General features: G+C 46.7%; 20 protein-coding genes and 1 pseudogene. 11 read left to right on the top strand and 10 right to left on the bottom strand.

Features of this window, described 5'->3' with window-relative positions:
• Positions 1-77: 77 nt before the first annotated feature.
• Entirely contained in the window at positions 78-1,406 is a 1,329-nt protein-coding gene (gene pcnB / locus QEO93_RS09000; RefSeq protein WP_032137003.1) for a polynucleotide adenylyltransferase PcnB, read from the top strand.
• A 36-nt stretch (positions 1,407-1,442) separates the two neighbouring features.
• On the opposite strand, the gene QEO93_RS08995 is transcribed toward pcnB, so the two are convergent.
• Positions 1,443-1,901: a GNAT family N-acetyltransferase gene (locus QEO93_RS08995; protein WP_032136983.1), complete on the bottom strand. Its 459-nt coding sequence runs from the start codon at positions 1,899-1,901 to the stop codon at positions 1,443-1,445.
• Between the two features lie 75 nt (positions 1,902-1,976).
• On the opposite strand from QEO93_RS08995, the gene QEO93_RS08990 reads away from it, so the two are divergent.
• From QEO93_RS08990 to rpsI, 7 genes are all read left to right on the top strand, one after another.
• Complete coding sequence (locus QEO93_RS08990) at positions 1,977-2,801, top strand: symmetrical bis(5'-nucleosyl)-tetraphosphatase (protein ID WP_032137002.1); 825 nt, start codon at positions 1,977-1,979, stop codon at positions 2,799-2,801.
• Between the two features lie 84 nt (positions 2,802-2,885).
• Positions 2,886-3,218, top strand: coding sequence for an SMR family transporter (locus QEO93_RS08985; RefSeq protein ID WP_085815400.1), 333 nt, complete (start codon positions 2,886-2,888; stop codon positions 3,216-3,218).
• Positions 3,219-3,332: 114 nt separating this feature from the next.
• The gene (locus QEO93_RS08980) at positions 3,333-3,776 is read left to right on the top strand and encodes a hypothetical protein (protein ID WP_032136981.1); all 444 of its coding nucleotides are present in this window, start codon (positions 3,333-3,335) and stop codon (positions 3,774-3,776) included.
• A 65-nt stretch (positions 3,777-3,841) separates the two neighbouring features.
• Complete coding sequence (locus tag QEO93_RS08975; RefSeq protein WP_143445706.1) at positions 3,842-4,018, top strand: protein MIGRI; 177 nt, start codon at positions 3,842-3,844, stop codon at positions 4,016-4,018.
• 2 nt (positions 4,019-4,020) lie between these two features.
• Positions 4,021-5,586, top strand: coding sequence for a glycosyltransferase family 2 protein (locus QEO93_RS08970; protein WP_032136980.1), 1,566 nt, complete (start codon positions 4,021-4,023; stop codon positions 5,584-5,586).
• 88 nt (positions 5,587-5,674) lie between these two features.
• Complete coding sequence (gene rplM, locus QEO93_RS08965; RefSeq protein ID WP_032137001.1) at positions 5,675-6,103, top strand: 50S ribosomal protein L13; 429 nt, start codon at positions 5,675-5,677, stop codon at positions 6,101-6,103.
• 15 nt (positions 6,104-6,118) lie between these two features.
• Positions 6,119-6,511, top strand: a complete 393-nt coding sequence (gene rpsI / locus QEO93_RS08960) for a 30S ribosomal protein S9 (protein ID WP_032136979.1) — start codon at positions 6,119-6,121, stop codon at positions 6,509-6,511.
• Positions 6,512-6,585: 74 nt separating this feature from the next.
• Here rpsI and QEO93_RS08955 read toward each other — a convergent pair whose 3' ends face one another.
• The 6 genes from QEO93_RS08955 to recJ form a co-directional block, all read right to left on the bottom strand.
• Positions 6,586-7,446 carry a YoaK family protein gene (locus QEO93_RS08955; RefSeq protein ID WP_032136978.1) on the bottom strand — a complete coding sequence of 287 codons (861 nt, stop codon included), beginning with the start codon at positions 7,444-7,446 and terminating at the stop codon, positions 6,586-6,588.
• A gap of 37 nt (positions 7,447-7,483) precedes the next feature.
• Entirely contained in the window at positions 7,484-8,143 is a 660-nt protein-coding gene (locus tag QEO93_RS08950; RefSeq protein WP_044250141.1) for a phosphatidylserine decarboxylase, read from the bottom strand.
• Between the two features lie 81 nt (positions 8,144-8,224).
• Positions 8,225-9,151: a CobW family GTP-binding protein gene (locus QEO93_RS08945; protein ID WP_032136977.1), complete on the bottom strand. Its 927-nt coding sequence runs from the start codon at positions 9,149-9,151 to the stop codon at positions 8,225-8,227.
• 110 nt (positions 9,152-9,261) lie between these two features.
• A complete protein-coding gene (locus QEO93_RS08940; RefSeq protein WP_032136999.1) occupies positions 9,262-9,726 on the bottom strand; it encodes a Fur family transcriptional regulator in 465 nt (154 codons plus the stop codon).
• Positions 9,727-9,749: 23 nt separating this feature from the next.
• Entirely contained in the window at positions 9,750-10,529 is a 780-nt protein-coding gene (locus QEO93_RS08935) for a histidine phosphatase family protein (RefSeq protein WP_245190638.1), read from the bottom strand.
• Between the two features lie 70 nt (positions 10,530-10,599).
• Positions 10,600-12,315, bottom strand: a complete 1,716-nt coding sequence (recJ, locus tag QEO93_RS08930) for a single-stranded-DNA-specific exonuclease RecJ (RefSeq protein WP_032136976.1) — start codon at positions 12,313-12,315, stop codon at positions 10,600-10,602.
• A 135-nt stretch (positions 12,316-12,450) separates the two neighbouring features.
• On the opposite strand from recJ, the pseudogene galU (QEO93_RS08925) reads away from it, so the two are divergent.
• Positions 12,451-13,314, top strand: a pseudogene (gene galU, locus QEO93_RS08925) (UTP--glucose-1-phosphate uridylyltransferase GalU); the annotation flags it as partial.
• 585 nt (positions 13,315-13,899) lie between these two features.
• Entirely contained in the window at positions 13,900-14,784 is an 885-nt protein-coding gene (gene galU, locus QEO93_RS08920; RefSeq protein WP_032136996.1) for a UTP--glucose-1-phosphate uridylyltransferase GalU, read from the top strand.
• A 51-nt stretch (positions 14,785-14,835) separates the two neighbouring features.
• Here galU (QEO93_RS08920) and nadD read toward each other — a convergent pair whose 3' ends face one another.
• The 3 genes from nadD to QEO93_RS08905 form a co-directional block, all read right to left on the bottom strand.
• Complete coding sequence (gene nadD, locus QEO93_RS08915) at positions 14,836-15,441, bottom strand: nicotinate (nicotinamide) nucleotide adenylyltransferase (RefSeq protein WP_032136975.1); 606 nt, start codon at positions 15,439-15,441, stop codon at positions 14,836-14,838.
• Positions 15,438-16,001: a beta-class carbonic anhydrase gene (locus QEO93_RS08910; RefSeq protein ID WP_032136974.1), complete on the bottom strand. Its 564-nt coding sequence runs from the start codon at positions 15,999-16,001 to the stop codon at positions 15,438-15,440. The genes nadD and QEO93_RS08910 overlap by 4 nt, the downstream gene beginning before the upstream one ends.
• A 100-nt stretch (positions 16,002-16,101) precedes the next feature.
• Positions 16,102-17,445, bottom strand: coding sequence for an NCS2 family permease (locus tag QEO93_RS08905; protein ID WP_032136973.1), 1,344 nt, complete (start codon positions 17,443-17,445; stop codon positions 16,102-16,104).
• A 148-nt stretch (positions 17,446-17,593) separates the two neighbouring features.
• Here QEO93_RS08905 and QEO93_RS08900 point away from each other — a divergent pair, with 148 nt between their 5' ends.
• Positions 17,594-18,298 carry an IS1 family transposase gene (locus QEO93_RS08900; protein WP_284627575.1) on the top strand — a complete coding sequence of 235 codons (705 nt, stop codon included), beginning with the start codon at positions 17,594-17,596 and terminating at the stop codon, positions 18,296-18,298.
• Positions 18,299-18,309: the final 11 nt, after the last annotated feature.

Here is an 18,309-nt window from a genome sequence, read left to right as displayed (position 1 = left end):
AAAGGTATTTTCAACAAAATGCTTTTGCAAAGATGATTTTAGGCAGCCGTGTGATTTCATCAACAAAAGGAAAGCACATGATAAAAAAATGGCTCAACAACATCATGCCAACCAAAAAATCCAAACAAAAAATCAAAGGCGTGTACCACCACATACCGCTCGATTTCAACAACCACGCCGCACTCAAAGTATTAGAGCAACTCCACCGCTCAGGCTACGAAGCCTATTTAGTGGGCGGCGCAGTGCGCGATTTACTGCTCGGCGTACAACCCAAAGACTTCGACATCGCCACCAACGCCCGTCCCGAACAAGTCAGCAAAATCTTCCGCCGCAGCCGCATCATTGGCAGACGCTTTCAGATTGTTCACGTTATGGTTGGCTCAGAAACCATTGAAGTCAGCACCTTCCGCAGTGGCGGTCGCGTGAAGCAAAACGAGTTCGGGCGAATCATGCAAGACAACGCTTACGGCACATTGGAACAAGATGCGATGCGCCGCGATTTCACTTGCAACGCCCTGTATTACGACATTCACACACACCAAATCATCGACTTTCACAACGGTTTAAACGATGTGAAAGCCCGCAAAATCGTGATGATTGGCGACCCAGCCGAACGCTACCACGAAGACCCCGTGCGTATGCTTCGCGCCGTGCGTTTATCAGGCAAACTCGGTTTTCAAATTGAAGAAAAAACCGCAGCACCCATTCCCGATAACGCCATTTTGTTACGCAAAGAACCCGTAGCGCGATTGTTTGACGAAATGATGAAAATTCTGTTTTCAGGGCAAGCCGAAAGCTGCCTGAAACAATTGACCGTTTTGAACAACGTGGACATTCACCCCATGCTCACCGCCATGTTTCAGGCTGCATCTCCCGACCAGCCACAAATGGGGCGAATCGCGCTACAACAAACCGATTTGCGTTTGCAAGAAAACAAATCCGTTTCAGTCGGTTTTGTGCTTGCCGCATTCTTTTGGCAAGCGTTGGCACACCGTTGGCAAGTGAAACAAAAACGCCAAAGCTCCGCCGCCGCGATGAATGATGCGATTAGCAGTTTGCACGAAGACATGGAACACGGCTGGGGTGTGCCGCAACGCTATTCCGCAACCATGCGCGAGATTTGGGCGTTGCAACCGCAGTTTGAATCGCTGCGTGGCAACCGTCCTTTCAGGCTGCTTTCGCAAGCGCGTTTTAGAGCCGCTTATGATTTTTTGTTGTTGCGCGCGCAATGTGATGAAACGCTGCAACCGTTGGCAGATTGGTGGACAAAATTCCAACACACCAGCGAAGAAGAACGCCGTGCAATGACGCAAAATCAACCGCAGCCTGAAAAAAGTTCAGAATACAAACCTGCGAAGAAAAAACGCCGTCGCCCGCGTAAAAAGAAAAAAGCGGTGGAAGAATAAAAAATGCAGCCTGAAAACTTTTCAGGCTGCATTTTTTCAGTAAGTTAAACGCATTTGATGCCAAACGGTATTCCCATACGTGGATTCGGAAACGCCTTCATCTTGAAAACCAAATTTGCCGTAAAACCCAAGCAATCTCTCTTTGCACGTCAGCATAACGCCTTTGCGGTTTTGAGCGCGATTGTCTTCAATCACGCGTTCTAATAATTTACCTGCATAACCTTTGCTGCGATGCTGTGGCGCGGTTACCACGGAAGAAATCATTTGCCAATCGGCGTTTGGGTTGTGCATTTCGAGATGATGGTACATTTCATCCACCAAATCGCATTCGTTGCAGACTGAGCCGTTGATGAACGCGACGATTTCGCCGTTGTCTCCCAAAAGCCAAAAGTGGTCGGCGAAATGTTGTAGACGGGTTTCAATGCTGTGCAAAGATGCGGCTCCAATTTGGGCAAGTGTGTGTAAATCGTTTAATGTGGCGTGGCGGATATTCATGCTTGTCCTTTTATATAACGATGTTTCAGGCTGCCTGAAATGTTAAAATCTGTTTTTTCTACACGGACACACATCATGGCACATTACGCAATCGGCGATTTACAAGGCTGTTTTTCAGAGCTAGGCGCGCTGTTAAACATAATAGGTTTCAATCACGGCGCAGACACGCTTTGGCTGGTCGGCGATATTGTGAACCGTGGGCCGCAATCGCTGGAATGTTTGCAGTTTTGTATGCAGCACGAAAGCAGCGTGCAAATGGTGCTGGGCAACCATGATTTGCATTTGCTGGCGTTAATGCACGGCTTCGGCAAGCTGAAACGCCGCGATACAGTGGGCAATATTTTGCAACACCAGCATGCGCCGAAAATGCGCGATTGGTTGCGCAATCAGCCGTTGATGTTGCACACGGATACGCACGTTTTGGTTCACGCAGGTTTGTTGCCGCAATGGACGGTCGCGCAAGCACAAAGTTTGGCTGACGAGGTGGCTAATGAGATTTCAGGCTACCACGCCAGTGATTTTTTCGCGCAAATGTATGGCAACTCGCCCAATCGTTGGCAGCCTGAAACGCAGGGTTTAGACCGTTTGCGTTTTACCACCAATGTGCTGACGCGTATGCGCGTGTTAAATGCAGATGGCAGCTTGGATTATGATTTTAAAGAAGAATATCAAGATATTCCTGCAGACAAAATGGCGTGGTTTGACGCGCCTAATCGCCAGCATTTAAGCCATACGATTGTGTTCGGGCATTGGTCGGCGTTGGGGTATCGCTGCGAAAATGGGATTTTGGCGTTGGATACAGGCGCGTTGTGGGGCGATACTTTGACGGCGGTGAATTTGCAAACGGACGAACGTTTCACGCAGCCTAGTTTTCAGCCGCGTCAATTATTGGGCGACTAGTTTTTCAGGCTGCAAAAATGGAATGTCGGCAGTTCGCCGACAAAATCGTGATATTTCAGGCAGCCTGAAAATATAAGGACAAAAATGAACCATTGGATTTTACTAGCCATTGCCATCACCGCTGAAATTTGCGGCACAATGCTGCTGAAATACAGCGACGGTTTCACAAAACTCACCCCCACGTTAGGCGCGATTGCCGCGTATAGCGTGGCGTTTTATTTGGTGTCGCTGGTTTTTCGTGTGCTGCCTGTGGGGATTACTTACGCCATTTGGTCGGGTGTCGGCATTGTTATCACTGCATTAATTGCATGGATTTTTATGGGACAAAAACCTGATTTGCCTGCCATTATCGGCATGGCAATGATTATCGGCGGCGTGGTTGTGATTAACCTGTTTTCACAATCATCTAATCATTAAACTTTTATGTCAGAAAACGAAAAGTTTATTTCACACGTTTGACAACGCAGCCTGAAAAACTGTTTAATCCCTCTCATTCAGCCATTCGGCTAAACCTCAAACAAAGGAACTATCATGAAAAAAATTCAAACTTTAATCGTAGCCACATTAGCCGCAACCGCATTAAACGTACACGCAGCAGACACGCCAGAAATCGACAGCATCAAAGAAGTCGCTTACACCTGCAAAATCGCCATCGCAGGCAAACAAGACACCATGCCCATAACCGCCATGTACGGCATCAAAGATAACAAAATCGTGGTCGCACAATTAAAACTGAATAATTCAGAAATCACCCCAGGCATGTGGCGCGACGACTTCGTGATTATGAACCGCTTTATCAGCAACGACCCAGAAAAACCAACCACCGTTTGGACAGCCTTCCCAGCAGATGCCAACACCGTAGCCACAGTTGATGGCGGCAAATTATCAGTAGCCAAAGTCGCAGGCGCACAACAAGAAATTATTGCTGAAGGCTGCAAACTAGACAAGGCAGCCACCGCAAAACTCACACGATAATCCACACAAACGCAGCCTGAAAAACAGTTTTCAGGCTGCGTTTTGTATTGTGTTAGACTATCCCCATGCTAACCCGATATTTCACCGCAATCGGCATATTGGTACTACTCGCTCTCATCTGGCGAACCCTGCTCAACCCCCAACAAAAACGCAGCATAGACCAATTTACCCGCCTGTTTGCCAAACTATTACTCATCATCAGCCTACTCATCGCAGCGTGGGCATTACTCAACACAAAATAACCATGAATACACCCCTACCCATTTCCGCCGTTATCCTAGCCAAAAACGCAGAACGCCACTTAGACCAAGTGCTGCAATCACTCACCCCATTTAGCGAAGTCATCTTGCTAGACAACGGCTCAACCGACCAAACCCCAAACATCGCCCAAAAATACCCCAATGTTGCCTACCACAGCCACCCAGAATTTGACGGCTTCGGCAACATGAAAAACCGCGCCAGCGCACTCGCCAAAAACGACTGGATATTCAGCATTGACAGCGACGAAGTCATCACACCCGAGCTACTCAACGCCATCGCCCGAGCAGACCTATCCCAATCCAACACACTCTACTCCATTTCCCGCACCAACCACTACCGAAGCCAACCTATTTCAGGCTGCGGCTGGTCACCCGACATCATTCCACGCCTATACAACCGCGCCCACACCCAATTCACAGACCGAGCCGTCCACGAATCCATCATGCAGCCTGAAAACACAGTAAACAAAACCCTAACAGGCAGCCTGAAACACTATTCTTTTGATAGCGCAGACGACCTTATCCGCAAAATGCAACAATACAGCAGCCTATTTGCCGACCAGTTTGCCCACCAAAAACGCACGTCCGCCCCGTCCGCCCTATTGCATGGCACAGCCGCTTTCATCAAAAGCTACCTATTCAAACGCGGCTACCAACACGGCGCAGACGGCTTAACCATCTCCCTATCCCAAGCCGCAGGTTCGTATTACAAATACGCCAAACTCAACGAACGCAATCGCAGTCTGAAAGTATCCCTAATCATCACCACCTACAACCGCCCAGACGCACTACAGAAAGTCCTCAATTCCGTATTAACCCAAACCCAATTACCCCAAGAAATCCTCATTGCCGATGACGGTTCACGCCAAGACACCGCTGATACCATCGCCCAATTTGCCCAAAAATCCCCCATTCCCGTGCAACACATCTGGCAAGAAGACAACGGCTTCCGCGCCGCCCAAAGTCGCAACCGCGCCCTAGCCACCGCAAAATCCGAATACATCGTCATCATCGATGGCGACATGCTATTAGAAAAACACTTTATAGAAGACCACATACAAGCCGCGCAAAAAAACACCCTGATTCAAGGCTCACGCGTTTTACTCACCCAAGAGAAAACCCAAGCTATTCTCACGCAGCCTGAAAAAACAGAAAGCATCAAACCATGGCACGACGGCATAGGAAAACGCCTGTCTGCCGTACGCTGTCCCATTTTAAGCCGCCAAATTTGGAACAAAAAAAGCCAAAGCCACAAATCCATCAAAAGCTGCAACATGGGTTTCTTCCGCGAAGACGCACTAGAAATCAACGGCTTCAACAACGATTTCATCGGCTGGGGACGCGAAGACAGCGAATTTGTCGCACGCTTGTATCATTCAGGCTGCCAACGTCGCAATCTCAAATTTGCAGGCATCGCCTACCATCTGTGGCACAACGAAGCCGAACGCGCCGCCCTACCCCAAAACGACGCGTTATTGCAAAACACGCTAGAGAAAAAACTCATCCGTTGCGAAAATGGCGTGAACGATTTTTTAGAATTTAAAGGGTAAGTTTTAAGCGAAATAGCGATTGACACAAACCAATAATTCCCCTAAAATTAGCGGTTTCTATTATTATATTTATATTGGACTTAATCCCATGAAAACCTTTTCAGCGAAACCGCACGAAGTGCAACGCGAATGGTTTGTAATCGATGCAACAGATAAAGTGTTGGGTCGAGTAGCAGCCGAAGTTGCCAGCCGCTTGCGTGGCAAACACAAACCTGAATACACACCTCACGTAGATACTGGTGATTACATCATCGTTATCAACGCAGACAAATTGCGTGTAACAGGTAACAAATTTGAAGGCAAAAAATACTACCGTCACTCTGGTTTCCCAGGTGGTATCTACGAGCGTACATTCCGCGAAATGCAAGACAAATTCCCAGGTCGCGCATTGGAAACAGCCGTAAAAGGTATGTTGCCAAAAGGTCCTTTGGGCTATGCAATGATTAAAAAACTGAAAGTTTACGCAGGTGCTGAACACCAACACGCTGCACAACAACCTAAAGTTTTGGATATTTAATAAGGACACGGAATAATGAACGGTAAATATTACTACGGCACAGGTCGCCGTAAAAGCTCAGTAGCTCGGGTGTTCTTGCAAAGAGGCACAGGTCAAATCATCGTAAACGGTCGTCCAGTTGATGAATTTTTCTCACGCGAAACTAGCCGCATGGTTGTTCGTCAGCCATTGGCTTTGACTGAAAACTTAGAATCTTTTGATATCAAAGTAAACGTAGTAGGCGGCGGTGAAACTGGTCAATCAGGCGCAGTTCGTCACGGTATCACTCGTGCATTGGTTGATTACGATGCAGCTTTGAAATCAGTGTTGTCTCAAGCAGGTTTCGTTACTCGCGATGCTCGTGAAGTTGAACGTAAAAAACCAGGTTTGCGCAAGGCACGTCGTGCAAAACAATTCTCAAAACGTTAATTTTTACGTTTTACTCATACAAAAAAGCACTTCATTACGAAGTGCTTTTTTTATATTTTCAGACAGCCTGAAACTTATTCTTTCTTCTCATGCGCCGCTTTTCTTTTAGCTCTCTCGCGCTCACGAATCTTGTTAATCAGCCACCATTTCATGCGGATTTTCACATCATAACCCACAGACCCCACACCCAAAATAAACAACATCCCCGAAACAGGCAACGTAAAATAATAACCAAACCGATTATAACCATACGCCCCAGCAATCCCACCCAACACAAAATTGATAATCGTCCCAGCCAACAATAATATTTTCGGGCGATTTACTTTCACATCAGGCAATTTCGGATTACTGCTCTTGCTGTAATACAACGCCCGCGACAACTCAATTCCCAAATCAGTCGTTGAACCCGTCATGTGCGTAGAGCGCACTGCACCGCCCGACAGCACACTCATCACCGTATTGTGCATACCCATGATAAAGCACAGCAACATAAAAGTAGGCGCAATCATCGCCGCACCAAATCGCGTTAAAGCCACTCCAAATATGCTAAACAGCAGCAAAAAACCAGCTTCCGCCCACATCGCCAAACCGTAGCAACTACGAAAATGATGACGTTGCCCCCACAAAATAGAAAAGCTCGCCAAAATCGCACCAAACAAAAAACTCAACGCCCCCAGCAGCGCAGAAACCGCCATTTTCCAATCGCCCATCGCCACACTATCCGCCACACGCGAAAGCGTCCCCGAAACGTGAGATGTATAACTCGCCACTGCAAAAAAACCGCCAGCGTTAATCGCGCCAGCGCAAAAAGCCATCATATAGCCCAGTTTTCTAAACCGAGCGTCCGTAATGGTATGGTCATGCAAATAAGGCTTGTCCGCCTGCCAAAAAGGATGGCGAACCAGTTTTCTAGCAACACGTTTTCTATGCGACATATCCACAACCTTAATCTATCGCAGCCTGAAAACTTTTTCAGGCTGCATTTTCCTGAGCCAAACGTGCCAACACAGTTGAACTCGCTTTCACTCTATCCCCAATCGCCACATTCGGCACAACATCAATCGGCAAATACACATCAACACGCCCACCCAACGTCGTAAACCCCAAGCGTTCGCCGCGTACCACCGTTTCATTTGCCACCGCAATATTTTGCACATCACGCGCCAACTTACCGCACGATTGCACCATCGTCAGCCGCACGCCAGCGTCCGTTTGCAACTGCAGAACATAACGCCGATTCAGCAAACCAGCCTTGTCGCGCCATGCCCAACAATGCTTTCCGCCCACCAAATCCGCCTGAACCCAACGCCCACGCGCAGGCGAACGCACCGCATAACCACGAAAAAATCCCGTGTAAATACTGATTTTTAGCGCATCTACATTTTGCACAGGGTCAGTCGCCTTTTCCACCAACACCACGCGCCCGTCAGACGGACACAACACAACATCATCGTCCATCGGGATATTGCGGACGCTATCGCGGAACAGATACGCTGCCAACGCTGTTGCACCCAGCAGCCACCACGTCCAACGCCCACCTGCATACGCCGAACACGCGCTCAACGCCATCAACACCCCAATCGCGCACCAACCTTCTCGCGCAATCAAGGGATAGGGATAAAAACGATTCATCAAACTTCCTTCCTTATTTTTCAGGCTGCTTTCTAAAATTAACCTAATGATTTTGCTGGGTTAAAACCAAGCCTACAATCTTCACGCAGCCTGAAAAGCCAACCGCAAACACCGTTCAATTTCATCAACATCAAACGATTTCGCAATCAATTCAAAACGATTATCGCGCCGCCAAGCCACCTGCGTTGCACCCCAATGCCCGTCAGACCAATTCAACCACACCCAAGTGCCGTCCACCTGGAACACCCCTTTTGCACGAACCAAACCGTCCGCCAAATTCGGCAACTGCTGAAAAAACTGCGAAATCTTGTCTACATCAAACTGGCATTCAGCCGCAAATGAAAACCCTTGCGATTGAAAGTCCAACGTGTTTTCAGGCTGCGTTTTCAAGCGATAACGTGATTTCGCCACCACTTCCGTGTCCAACCAACTCAGTTGCATTGCGGCGTTATCCGTTTCCACCACCAAAGCTTTGGGCGGAAACAAATTCGTCGCACGTTCACGAAAATGCGCCAAGTCTTCTGCGTTGCACAAATCAATTTTGCTGGCGACTAACACATCACTCACGCCAATTTGGTCATAATACAAAGGGTTGCGAAAATAATTGTCGTCTGCAAAGTGGCGTGGGTCAATCAATGTGAACGCAGCGGCGATTTCTAATTTTTGTGCGAACTCGGGCGTTTTCAGTTCATCAATCACACCAGCAGCATGTGCCAAACCGCTCGCTTCAATCAAAATGCGTGTCGGTTGAAATTCGGCTAACACTTGGCGCATGGTATCGCCCACCTCCGCGCCTGCGCTGCAACACAGGCAACCGCCTGTTAATTCGGTAACGGGAATGCCGTTGTTTGATAGCACCGCGCCATCAATGCCGACTTCGCCAAATTCGTTCACAATCAGCAGCCATTTTTCGTGGCTGGGCTTTTGGGCAATTAGGCTGCGAATGGCTGTTGTTTTGCCTGTGCCAAGAAAGCCCGTGAAGAGATGAATTTTTGTGGGTGTTTGCATGATGTTGTTTCAAAAAAGTGAAATGGGTTTTCAGGCTGCATTTATTGGCAGCCTGAAAAGATTTTTTGCTGGGTCGCGACCCAGCCTACAAATAAACGCAGCCTGAAAAATTACTTACGGCATTTGCTGCACATGCCCGTCAAAACCACGTGTTCTTCATTCAACACAAATCCTGATTTTTCCACACCAGCGCGTAATGCTGACCATTCTTTGTTTAAACTTTGCTCGTCCACTGCGCCGCATTCGGTACACACCAGAATAAAACTGCTGCTGTGGTGTTCGTGCGCTTCGTGGCAATGTCCGCCACATTCGTGTCGCGCATGGCTGCACAAAATGTAACCGTTCACAGCTGGGATTTTATGCAATACGCCTTGTTCAGCCCAAAAATCCAACGCGCGGTACGCGGTCGGCGGCGCGACTACGGCTTCACTCACGCGCTGCATTTGCGCCAACACGGTGTAGGCTTTAATCACGCCGTCCAGTTGCAACACAATGTCCAACACTTGTTCGCGCAAGGGCGTGATTTGCGAGCCTTTGAGTTGCGCTTGCTCAATAATACTTTGCTTTACGTTCATCGCGTTCTCCATTCTTGTCTTGTTTAACGGCGATAACCCAAACCTTTAGCTACGTTGGTAATCGGTTGTTTTTTCGGGCGGTCTTTGCTTGTGAGCAGACCTTGGTCGCCGATGCTAATCAGTTCCAAACCTTTGGACATGGTGTAACGCAAACGCACAATGCAGGCGTTGGGTACGCTTTTGTATAAGGTACAAGTGGGGTCAATGCTTTTGAGCAGCGCGGTAATGCTCATGCCATGCGACACGATTAACACACGCGCGTTGCGGTCTTGTGGGGATTCGGCAATCGCTTGGAACAAACCGCAGCGCAAACGTGCCAAGAAATCGGCTTCGTTTTCTGCAGTTTCGTTTGGGTCTAAACGCGCAACGGTTTCCACAAAAATATTGTAGCTGGCATGGCGATAGGCTTCTAACCATTCTTCTTTGCTGGCAAAACCGCGCGTTTCGGCAACTACTTGATGCAATTCGTCCGACAATTCGCCTTCAAAACCACCAAAATGGTATTCACGCAAATCTTCTAATTGCGTAACAGGCAAATCGGATTGACCTGCGCAATACAGCATCAAGTGCGCAGTTTCTACGGTGCGGTGCAAGGTGCTGCTGAACGCGGCATCAAATTTGATTTTCAAATCTGCCACGCGTTTGCCTGCTTTTGCCACTTCCAAACGCCCTGCATCAGTTAGAGGCGAATCGCACCAGCCTTGAATACGACCTTCTACGTTGAATTGTGTTTGACCATGTCGCATTAAATAAATCTCTAATTCATAGTCTTCATGGTCGTTCATGCGGCGAATATTTAACATGATTATTTCCTTGTACTTTTTATATTCTTCACGCAGCCTGAAACAGTTTTCAGGCTGCAATATTCTAATTTTAAACAGCTTCCCAGTAATCCACATACAACTGCAATTCTTCATTACCGCGCCATTCATTCACAATTGGGCGATACACCAAGCGCACATTTTCAGGCAGCATTTGATTGAATCGCCAAAACATGGCTTCAAATACGCTACCGTCTTTTTCTACCCATGCTTTAACGTGTTGCTTGTCCGTTCCCATGGGTTGCTGGCGCACCACGCGGAATACGTCTGCAAAACTGGGCGGTGGGAAACCTTGTCCCCAAACCTGATTATTGAGCAAATGCGCTCGTTCAATCGTTAAATCTGCCGTTTTCAGGCTGCCGTCTGTGAGATACGTTTGCGACAACAAATCTTCATCTTGCTCCGCCAAACCGCGCACCACATCTTCCAGCACTTGTGAAAACTCAGCAAATCTCTCTTCTCGCAACGTTAAGCCAGCCGCCATCGCGTGTCCGCCAAATTTAATAATCATATCGGGACAACGCTTGGACACCACGTCCAACACATCGCGCAAATGAATGCCTGTAATTGAACGCCCTGAACCGCGAATTTCTCCATCGCCTGATGGGGCAAACACAAACACAGGTCGGTAAAATCGTTCTTTCAAACGCCCTGCTACAATCCCAACTACGCCTTGATGAAAACCTTCGTGATAAACCGACAGCGTGGTTTGGTTTTCAGGCAGCGTTTCGGGACACATCGCCAACACGTCTTGCAAAATACCATGTTCGATTTCTTGTCGTTCACGGTTTAAGGTGTTCAAATCGCTTGCAATTGTTTGCGCTTGTTCCAAATCGTTTGCCAACAAACAGGCAATGCCCATGCTCATATCGTCCAACCGCCCTGCGGCGTTCACGCGTGGACCTAATCCGAAGCCCATATCAAAGGGCTGCGCTTTGCGTGGGTCACGCCGTGCAATTTCAAACAGCGCGCGAATGCCGTTGGACATTTTGCCTGCGCGAATGCGTTTCAAGCCTTGTGAAACCAGAATGCGATTGTTGTGGTCTAGCGGCACAACGTCCGCCACTGTCCCCAAAGCAACTAAATCCAGCAATTCATCTAATTTGGGTTCTTTCAGGCTGCCTGAAAAATAGTGTCGAGTGCGTAATTCGGCGCGGAGAGCAATCAGCACATAAAATATTACGCCCACACCAGCCAAACTTTTGCTTGGGAACGTGCAACCGCGTTGGTTGGGGTTCACGATAATACAATCGGGAACGCGGTCGCCTGCGCTGTGGTGGTCGGTAACAATCGTGTCAATGCCCAACTCTTTGGCTCGCGCAACACCTTCCACGCTGGAAATGCCGTTGTCTACGGTGATAATTAACTGCATGTGTTTTTCGTGGGCGATGTCTGCCAATTCGGGCGTTAAGCCGTAGCCGTGTTCAAAGCGGTTTGGCACGAAAAAATCGACATTCGCACCCATGGCCGCCAAGCCTTTCATGCCGACTGAACAGGCGGTTGCGCCGTCTGCATCGTAGTCTGCAATAATCAGCATTTTTTCGCGGCGTTCAATTGCGTCTGCCAAACGTGTGGCGGCGGCTTGGCAGTTGGTTAATTGGGCATACGGTATCAGTTGCGCCAAACTGTTGTCCAATTCATCGGCTTGTTGCACGTTTCGGGCGGCGTAAAGTTGCGCGAGCAAGGGGTCTGTGCCTGCGTGTTGCAACGCAGCCTGAACGTGAGAATTGATGGAACGAGTGGCAATATGTTTGGCGTGTGTCGTCATTGTGATACAAAAAACAGCTTTCAGGCTGCTTGAACTAGAAAACCGCTATTTTACCTTACCGACTGGGGGTATGTCGTTTATAATACGAACATTTTTCAAGTCAAATTTAATTTAATGGAGCGATGGAACATAATGATGTCCCACACTAAAATCCGCAAGGCTGTTTTCCCTGTTGCTGGCATGGGTACGCGTTTTTTGCCTGCCACTAAAGCCAGCCCGAAAGAAATGCTGCCGATTGTGGATAAACCGCTCATTCAGTATGCAGTAGAAGAAGCGATTGCGGCTGGTTGCACCGAATTGGTGTTTATCACAGGTCGTAGTAAACGCACGATTGAAGACCATTTTGATAAAGCATACGAGCTAGAAACCGAATTACATTTGCGCCAAAAAGATAAATTATTGACGCAAATTCAAAATATTATCCCTGCTAACACAACTTGCACATTTATTCGTCAAGCCGAAGCGTTGGACTTGGGACACGCGATTTTGTGCGCTGAACCTGCGATTGGTAACGAGCCGTTTGCTGTGATTTTGGCAGACGATTTGATTGACGCACCGCAAGGCGCGTTGTCGCAATTATTGGAAACGTATAACCAAGTGGGCAGCAGCGTGATTGGTACGCAAGTGATTCCACATGAATTGACCGAGCAATACGGTATTGTGGAAACGCTGCAATGGCAAAAACTGCAACGTATTCATCACATTGTGGAAAAACCGAAACCAACGGACACGGTGTCTAGTTTAGCGGTAGTCGGTCGTTATATTTTGACGCCGCGCATTTTTGATTTGTTGCGCATGATTGGTCGCGGTGCAGGTGGCGAAATTCAACTGACTGACGCGATTGCAAAATTGTTGGAATACGAGCCTGTGTTGGCACAAAATTTCATCGGCAAGCGTTTTGACTGTGGCAGCAAATTGGGCTATTTGGAAGCGACTGTAGCCTTTGGTTTGAAACACGCGGAAACTTCGGAAGCGTTTAAAGCGTTGGTGAAACATTATGCTAGACACGGTGTTGCTGCTGCGCCAGTGATTACACCTGTTGTAGCACCTATCGCAGAACCTGTACATGCACCTGTTTCGCAGCCTGAAAACGTGGTTCATCATCAACATCAGCCAGGGGAAAACGAATGGGTTGCTGAACACGAAGAAGATAATGAAGACATCGACATCAATTCTGCTTTGCCAATGAACAACGAAGATGTTGCCCAATTGGTGAATATGTTGAGCGCATTTATGAGCAGCACCAATGCAGACGATGATGAAAATGAGGACGACGAGGAAGAAGAAACGGAACAAGTTGCACAAACCGTATCGCAGCCTGAAAACACAGTTGAGCAAGTGAATACAGTAGCTGAAGCCCAGCCAGAGCCGCAAATGGTAGAACAAGCTATTCATCACGAGCCTGTCGCTGATGCTTCTTCAACGGAAACTGAAGAAACTAAAGCGGTCGGTTTCCAATCATTGAATAATCCTTACGCGTTTGGTGCGAGACGTTACGTGCCAAGTAATCCGAATGCACGTCCAAACGTGAAACCTTAATTTGCAGCCTGAAAACTTTTCATTACAAAGAGAGTGATAAAAATGATGTTCCATACTCAAAAAATTCGTAAAGCTGTGTTCCCTGTTGCGGGCATGGGTACTCGTTTCTTGCCAGCCACAAAAGCTAGCCCAAAAGAAATGTTGCCAATCGTGGATAAACCTTTGATTCAATATGCGGTTGAAGAAGCCGTTGAAGCAGGTTGCACCGAAATCATTTTCGTAACAGGTCGCAGCAAACGCAGCATTGAAGACCACTTCGACAAGGCCTATGAATTGGAAACTGAATTGCACTTGCGCCAAAAAGACAAATTGTTGGAAAGCGTGCAAAATATCTTGCCACAAGGCGTAACTTGCTTGTATATTCGCCAAGCTGAAGCATTGGGTTTGGGTCATGCGGTTTTGTGTGCTCAAGCGGCTGTAGGCAATGAACCATTCGCCGTAATCTTGGCAGACGATTTGATTGATGCGCCTAAAGGTGCGTTGTCGCAAATGATTGATGTGTATAACCAACTGGGCAGCAGCGTGTTGGGCGTGCAAACTGTAGACCCGTCGCAAACAGGCTCTTATGGCATTGTGGAAACTTTGCAATGGCAAAATCTGCAACGTATCCGCAGCATTGTGGAAAAACCAAAACCTGAAGAAGCACCGTCAAACTTAGCGGTTGTGGGTCGTTATGTTTTGACTCCACGCATTTTTGATTTGTTGCGCAATACTGGTCGTGGCGCAGGCAACGAAATTCAACTGACTGACGCAATTGCGAGATTAGTAGAATATGAACCAGTTTTGGCATTACCATTCGCAGGTACTCGTTACGATTGCGGTAGCAAATTGGGGTATTTGGAAGCTACTTTGGCTTACGGTTTGAAACACCCTGAGACTGGCGCGGCATTCAAAGAATTGTTGCAACGTTATGCGAATGAAATTAAGTAATCACCATTAGAAAGCAGCCTGAAAATATTTTTCAGGCTGCTTTTTTATTAACTATAGGTATAAATTGTGCTTCCTGATGTATGCGGATACTTTTTCAGGCTGCATTTGGGAAAGTATTTTGTCTTGATGCAGTTCTTCGCGAATTTCTGTGGAACTGATGTCGCAAATGGGGGCAGACAGGATTTTCAGGCTACCTTTTTCTAATGCTTCACCCAGCCATTCTTGCAATTCTTCGGGTGCTTGATTGAGAGTCTGCCCTGCTCGTGCCGCTACGGCAATGTTGGTTTGGCGGACGAGGCTTTGCCAATTTTTCCATGTGTGTAGTTGCAAAAGGCTGTCCATGCCCATAAGCCACCAAATTTGATGATTGGGATAGTGTTGTTTAAAAATTTGTATGGTTTCAATGGTGTAGGTTGCTCCTTTGCGGACAAGGTCTAAATCACTGGCGGCGAAACGGGGTTCGTCTTCAATGGCAAGTTCTACCATAGCTAGGCGGTGTTCGCCTGCAACTTGTGTGCTGCTTTTGTGATAAGGGGCGCCTGTTGGTAGAAAAACGACTGTGTTTAATTTGAGTTCGTCAGCAAAGGCGCGAGCGATGTGCAGATGTCCGTTGTGAATGGGGTTGAAGCTGCCGCCAAATAATCCTATTTTTTTCATTTTTTGCCATCTTGTTCTATTAAAGTTAATTTGCCTGTTTTGGGTTCAATAACTAAGCCGTGTACGGGAATATGGGCTGGCATTAATGGGTGCTGGCGAATGGATTTGACGGTGTGGCGAATGCTGTCTTCTACATCATCAAAGCCTTTGAGCCATTCTCTTAAATTAATCCCTGCACTGGTGAGCATGTCGATTCGTTCTTGTGGAATGCCTGCTGCATGGGCTTTTTGTAGAAAACTGTCTGCATCAAAACCGCGCATGCCGCAGTCGTAGTGTCCTACCACAATAATTTCTTCTACTTGTAAATCAAAAACGCTGACCAGCAAAGAACGCATAACCGCGCCGAATGGGTGAGTAATCAATGCACCTGCGCATTTCACCATTTTCGCATCGCCATTTTGTAAACCTAAAGCAGCAGGCAGCAGCGTTGTCATTCGGGTATCCATACAAGACACGATTGCGAGTTTTCTATCGGGATATTTGTTGGCTACAAAGGGTTCGTATTTTCTTGATTCTACAAACTCTTGATTATGCGCTAAGATTTTTTCTAGTTGAGACATAATTATCTTCCTTCTTTATGTTTACTTTTTCAGGCTGCAATCATACGCAGCCTGAAAACAAAATACCGTTTCAAATTTATGAAACGGTATTGTAATGTAATTATGCGCCTAAGAACCAGAATTTTGCTAACCATGCTAACGCAACAAACCAAACCATTACAGGAACGTCTTTGGCACGGTTGCACAATAATTTAATCGCTGCATAACTGATAAAGCCAATTGCGATTCCGTCTGCAATAGAATACGTAAATGGCATAAATGCAATCGTTAAAAATGCTGGGGCGGCTTCTGTGATGTCTTTCCAGTCGATTTCAATCGCAGAACGCATCATTTGTACGCCGATGTATAACAAGGCTGGAGCAGTAGCGAACGATGGCACGGCTTTTGCAAGTGGTGATAACCATAAACATGCGAGCATTAACACGCCTACTGTGATGGCGGTTAAACCTGTTCGTCCACCTGCTGCTACGCCTGAAGCACTTTCAATGTAAGGCGTTGTAGATGATGTGCCTAAACCTGCACCTGCTACGATGGCAATACTATCAGCGAAAAGGGCATTTTTTAAACGTGGTAAATGTCCTTTTTCATCTAGAAGCCCTGCACGATGGGTAACGCCAACTAGTGTACCTGTGCTGTCAAATAAGTCTACCAAGAAGAAAACGAAAATAGCTGCAACCATGCCTCCTTGGAATAAACCGTTAAAATCCATTTGCATGAATGTGGGTTGCAAGCTGGGAATACTGTCGGCAACATGGGTAATTTCTGTTAAACCTAAACGCCATGCGCATAATGTGATTGTGAAAATACTGATAATAATTGCACCCCGAATATGGTAGTAATCTAGCGTAATGGTTAAAAATAATCCTGACAATGCTAGTACTACAGGGAAATTGACTGATTTCACGCCATCTTTGATAACGAAAAAATCACCCATTGTCAATAGAGTAGCTTCGTTGGCAACGACTACACCTGAACCTTTTAGTGCAATCAATGCGAGAAATAAACCGATACCCGAAGCAATCGCCATTTTCAGGCTCATGGGCAAGGCGTTTACCAGCATCTCTCGTACTTTGAATGTGCTGAAGACAATAAAAATGCAGCCTGATACGAAGACGGCTGCTAATGCGACTTGCCAAGGTACACCCATCCCCTTGACAACACTGAATGTAAAATAGGCATTTAGTCCCATACCTGGAGCTAACGCGATTGGATAATTAGCTAATGCACCCATAATAAAGCACCCAATAGCAGATGAAATGCACGTTGCTGCAAATACTGCGCCAAAGTCCATGCCTGTAAGCGATAGTACCGAGGGATTGACGATGATAATGTAGCACATCGTTAGGAAGGTAGTAAAACCTGCCAAAATTTCTGTGCGGACATTGGTGTGATTCTCTGATAGCTTGAACCAACACTCAAACAGTGATTTTTGTTGTGTATCCATGATGATTTGTGAGTGTGCGTTAAAAACGCAGGAATTATATTACTTATTTTTAACAATTAACAGTAATAATTTTTCGGTGGTGTCCTGAAAAGTGTGCTGTAAAAAATAAGCAATAAAAAAGCAGCGAAAACAGAGTATATTTGAGTGTGTGAAAACAGAAATAACTCTAATTTGTCCTCGCTGCCAAGGACAAAATATAAAGAAAAATGGCTACTTTGGCAATCGTAAACAAAAGTATTTTTGTAAAGATTGCTGCCGTAATTTTATTGGCGACCATAACCTTACCTATAAGGGTTGTCATTCCAAAGCTGATGAACAGGTTTGGAGAATGACCGTTAGAGGTTGTGGCATTCGCGATATTGCAGCAATTACGGGTTACAGCAAAGACAAAGTTCAGGCTGCCTTAAAACGCCATGAGTTTGAGCCATTTCCTAAACAAAAACATTACCCTACACTTGAAATAGACGAGTTTTGGACATTTGTCGGTAACAAGTCTAATAAAGTGTGGCTAGTCTATGCCTATCACAGAGAAAGTGGCGAAATTGTCGCTTACGTTTGGGGTAAGCGCGATTTAGCAACAGCGCGAGCACTCAAACGGCGTTTGAAAGAGTTGCGTGTAACCTATGACAGAATTGCGACCGACGACTGGGCTGCATTTTTAAATGTCTTTTCAAATGAAGAATGGCATCTAGTTGGTAAGCAACACACAGTTGGCATTGAGGGTAATAACTGTCGTTTACGGCACAAAGTAAGGCGAGCGGTTAGAAAAACGTGTTGTTTTTCTAAAAGTATGTTTTATCACAAGAAAGTTTTTGATTTAGCTTTCTTTGATATTCACTTTGGCATTGTTTAGTTTTACAGCAC

It is taken from the genome of Kingella negevensis (genome assembly GCF_030177895.1).
Taxonomy (GTDB): Bacteria; Pseudomonadota; Gammaproteobacteria; order Burkholderiales; family Neisseriaceae; genus Kingella_C; species Kingella_C negevensis.
The sequence above is the reverse complement of the archived record's forward strand: the minus strand, read 5'-3'. Positions and strand labels throughout refer to the sequence as shown.